Genomic DNA, 2,175 nt, shown 5'->3' with positions numbered 1-2,175 from the left:
CTTCATGAGAAACGACTCCGAAACGTCTCCTACGGATCACCTGATCGCCAGCTATAAAGAATCAGGAAAAGCTGTCTACGGCGCTGAAAACAAGAAAATAGGTTGCATCGAACGTGTCATGGTTGACAAGACCAGCGGGGAAATTGCCTACGCCGTGCTGAGCTTCGGCGAATTTCTTGGAATCGGCAACGAACGTTACCCAGTGTCCTGGAAGGTGCTCAGATACGATTCCGATCTTGGCGGCTATCTCTATGACTGGTCGGTCCGACGAGCAGAGCTGGACGACTACTACAACGGTAATACGTCCGAGTTTAATCGATGGAGTGAGGTAGATAGGCCGGGTCAAAGCCGTGGTCTGAGTTGACGGGGCGGGGCATCGAAATCGGACAGACCAGCGTGGCCAAGTATATGGCTAGGCGGAGAGGCCCGCCGTCCCAGGGCTGGAAGACGTTCCTCCGCAATCATGCCGAGGGGATCGCCGTGATGGATTTGTTCGTCGTACCGACGATCTCATTTCGCTTGCTCTATGGCTTGTTAATCAGGGGGCATGGTCGACGACAGGTTTTATGGTTTGGCGTGACCGCGCATCCGACCGCAGAATGGATCGCAAATCAGATCACGCACGCGTGCGGCCCCTCGCTATCTGATCCGCGACTGGGACGGGGCCTATGGCGAAGTCTTTATTCGAAGGAGTTCGATCCATGGGCATTCGTGATCGACCGACGTCGCCAAGATCCCCCTGGCAAAACGGATATGCTGAACGGGATATGCTGAACGACTGATCGGTTCGATCCGACGGGAGTGCCTTGACCACGTTGTTGTGTTCGGCGAGCGGCATCTCCGTCACGCGCTGCTGTCGTATTTGAATTATTACAACGAGGCTCGCATCTATCCTTGGAGAAGGATTCACCGGTCTCGCGCAACATAGGGAGCCATGGATAATGCTGATCGAACCTCATAGGGGCAGGCCAGTCACCCTATGCCAAGGTCATCATAGAGGCATGGCGGCGCTACTACAATACCCAGCGACCACACTCATCGCTCGGATATAAACCGCCGGCGCCAGAGGCCATCGCGTGGCCTTCAAAGCCAGCCGGATCACTTCCGCCAGCAGCGTAAGCAATGGCCGAAAAGCCCATCATGCATTAAGACTGAAAGCGGACCACACGCATTCTCTGTCGTCCGCTTCTGCGCGGACTGCACCATCGATATGCCAGGGTTTGATTTGCGGTAGGCACAGCCCCTCAGCGGTTCTGCGCGATTCCGGCGCAAGTTTTCGGAACACCGCAGGTATATCGGCGTTGAGCTCCAATTGCGTCCCGATTGTTCTCGCGTAGCTAATTGGGAGAAGTGTCATGAAGTTACGTACTGTGTTGCTGGCGGGGGCCGTTCTGCTTGCTGCTGTCAGCCCAAGCCTTTCAACGACCGCTCAGGCTCGTCCCTTCGGCTTCCATGGCGGCTTTGCCCATGGTGGTTGGGGTCATGGGGGCTGGGGCCACGGCGGTTGGGGCTGGGGTGGTGCCGGTATCGGGCTTGCCGCGGGTGCTCTTATTGGCGCCGCGCTCGCTTCTCCCTATTACGATTACGGCTATGGCTACCCTGACCCGGTCTATGACTACGGCTATGGTTACGCACCGGATTACCGCTACGGTTATAGCGATTATGAGTATGCGCCAGCCTACAGCTACGATTATGCCCCGGCGTACAGCTATGGCTTTGCAGCAGCCCCGTACTGGAGCGGCTATCGGCGGCATTATTATTGGGGCCACCGGCGTTACGGCTATGGTGTAGGATACCGGGGCTACGGCGTCTCCAGGATGGGCTACCGCGGATACAGGGCCGGATACATCCGGGCAGGATATGGGCGCACGGGCTATGGCGGTGCACACCGAGCCGGCTTTGCCCGTGTGGGACACGTCCGAGGAGCGTATCGGGCCCACGCTCGGATGCGTTAATTCATCGCGAATTCGCGTATCGCTCGCTTCCAGTGAGCTTCCGGGCCGGGCCTTTTTCTAAGCGAAGGCCGGCAATGCTGAGCTGCTGCCGGTTTGATGGACACCGAGATTGGGTGTTTCATGAGGCCGGAGGTTGCCATGCAGAGTGAGCTGCTGCCGGTTTGATGGACACCGAGATTGGGTGTTTCATGAGGCCGGAGGTTGCCATGCAGAGACGGAA

At 57.5% G+C, this 2,175-nt stretch carries 2 protein-coding genes and 1 pseudogene; all 3 read left to right on the top strand.

What is annotated here, in order from left to right:
* The first annotated feature begins 4 nt into the window (after positions 1–4).
* Positions 5–364 carry a PRC-barrel domain-containing protein gene (locus BGN91_RS09055; protein ID WP_292612432.1) on the top strand — a complete coding sequence of 120 codons (360 nt, stop codon included), beginning with the start codon at positions 5–7 and terminating at the stop codon, positions 362–364.
* A gap of 617 nt (positions 365–981) precedes the next feature.
* Positions 982–1,119 (top strand): annotated as a pseudogene (locus BGN91_RS09050) (integrase core domain-containing protein); the annotation flags it as partial.
* A gap of 236 nt (positions 1,120–1,355) precedes the next feature.
* On the top strand, positions 1,356–1,955 hold the full coding sequence (locus BGN91_RS09045; RefSeq protein WP_292612430.1) for a hypothetical protein: 600 nt from the start codon (positions 1,356–1,358) through the stop codon (positions 1,953–1,955).
* Positions 1,956–2,175: the final 220 nt, after the last annotated feature.

Origin of the sequence: Nitrobacter sp. 62-13, from assembly GCF_001896955.1 — a bacterium.
Taxonomy (GTDB): domain Bacteria; phylum Pseudomonadota; class Alphaproteobacteria; order Rhizobiales; family Xanthobacteraceae; genus Nitrobacter.
This window is presented reverse-complemented; position numbering and strand designations above follow the sequence as displayed.

Excerpts from the sequence above, each read along its gene's own strand:
- BGN91_RS09055 (WP_292612432.1), top strand. The coding sequence starts at position 5 with ATGAGAAACGACTCCGAAACGTCTCCTACGGATCACCTGATCGCCAGC.
- BGN91_RS09045 (WP_292612430.1), top strand. The coding sequence starts at position 1,356 with ATGAAGTTACGTACTGTGTTGCTGGCGGGGGCCGTTCTGCTTGCTGCT.